At 53.1% G+C, this 1,883-nt stretch carries 1 rRNA gene; it reads right to left on the bottom strand.

The window, feature by feature from the left end:
- Nucleotides 1–1,558: ribosomal RNA gene (locus WFH04_RS18025) — 23S ribosomal RNA — on the bottom strand; the annotation flags it as partial.
- Nucleotides 1,559–1,883: the final 325 nt, after the last annotated feature.

Raw genomic sequence — 1,883 nt, 5'->3', positions numbered from 1 at the left:
TAGGAACGGGATTTGCCTCGTTCCACACCTCACTGCTTAGACGCGCATGACCAACAGCGCGCTCACCCTATCCTACTGCGTCCCCCCATTGCTGATAACGGCGGGGAGGTGGTACAGGAATATCAACCTGTTCTCCATCGTCTACGCCTTTCGGCCTCGACTTAGGTCCCGACTAACCCTGAGCGGACGAGCCTTCCTCAGGAAACCTTAGGCATTCGGTGGAAGGGATTCTCACCCTTCTTTCGCTACTCATACCGGCATTCTCACTTCCAAGCGCTCCACCAGTCCTTACGATCTGGCTTCAACGCCCTTGGAACGCTCTCCTACCACTGACACCAATGGTGTCAATCCGCAGTTTCGGTGATCCGTTTAGCCCCGGTACATTTTCGGCGCAGCGCCACTCGACCAGTGAGCTATTACGCACTCTTTAAATGATGGCTGCTTCTAAGCCAACATCCTGGTTGTCTGGGCAGCGCCACATCCTTTTCCACTTAACGGATACTTGGGGACCTTAACTGGCGGTCTGGGCTGTTTCCCTCTCGACTACGGATCTTATCACCCGCAGTCTGACTCCCAAACATAAATCATCGGCATTCGGAGTTTGTCTGAATTCGGTAACCCGGGATGGGCCCCTAGTCCAAACAGTGCTCTACCTCCGAGATTCTTTCGTTTGAGGCTAGCCCTAAAGCTATTTCGGAGAGAACCAGCTATCTCCAGGTTCGATTGGAATTTCACCGCTACCCACACCTCATCCCCGCACTTTTCAACGTACGTGGGTTCGGGCCTCCAGTAAGTGTTACCTTACCTTCACCCTGGACATGGGTAGATCACCTGGTTTCGGGTCTACGACCCCATACTCATTCGCCCTATTCAGACTCGCTTTCGCTGCGGCTCCGCATTCGCTGCTTAACCTTGCATGGAATCGTAACTCGCCGGTTCATTCTACAAAAGGCACGCCATCACCCATTAACGGGCTCTGACAACTTGTAGGCACACGGTTTCAGGTTCTCTTTCACTCCCCTTCCGGGGTGCTTTTCACCTTTCCCTCACGGTACTGGTTCACTATCGGTCACTAGGGAGTATTTAGCCTTGGGAGATGGTCCTCCCGGATTCCGACGGAATTTCACGTGTTCCGCCGTACTCAGGATCCACTCAGGAGTGGCTGGGCTTTCGGCTACGGGGCTTTTACCCGCTATGGCGGACCTTTCCAGGTCGCTTCGCCTAACCCATCCTTTTGTAACTCCGTGCTGAGTGTCCTACAACCCCAGGAAGCAAGCTTCCTGGTTTGGGCTCTTCCCGTTTCGCTCGCCGCTACTTAGGGAATCGATGTTTCTTTCTCTTCCTCCGGGTACTTAGATGTTTCAGTTCTCCGGGTGTGCCTCGTTTACGCTATGAATTCACGTAAACGTACTACCCCATTACGGGCAGTGGGTTTCCCCATTCGGAAATCTTCGGATCACAGCTTACTTACAGCTCCCCGAAGCATATCGGTGTTAGTGCCGTCCTTCATAGGCTCCTAGTGCCAAGGCATCCGCCGTGCGCCCTTTCTAACTTAACCTTTATACGGATTTCGATAAGCTTCGCATTACTTTGTCAGCTCCTTCACTCCGGTCCTCACGTGCATAAGCACGCTCCGGTCCTCGCTCGGTCGCTTCCTCGTCCTGCTCGCTTCTCGTAATCCTCGGGTGTTTACCAATGCATTGCGATATGCATGATAAACGTTAAAAAAGCATTTGTTCAATCACTACGTGATCGACTCGGTTGATTACTTGATGTGTTTTGTCCAGCCTTAGCAGCCAGACGCTCGGGTCATAAGCCGTATCGGCTATGCGGCAAAAACGCCGCTCCGCCAATCCGTCTTATGCCTGTCGCGCCTAAACGGC

The sequence above is a fragment of the Sporosarcina sp. USHLN248 genome (assembly GCF_037144575.1).
Taxonomy (GTDB): Bacteria; Bacillota; Bacilli; order Bacillales_A; family Planococcaceae; genus Sporosarcina; species Sporosarcina contaminans.
This window is presented reverse-complemented; position numbering and strand designations above follow the sequence as displayed.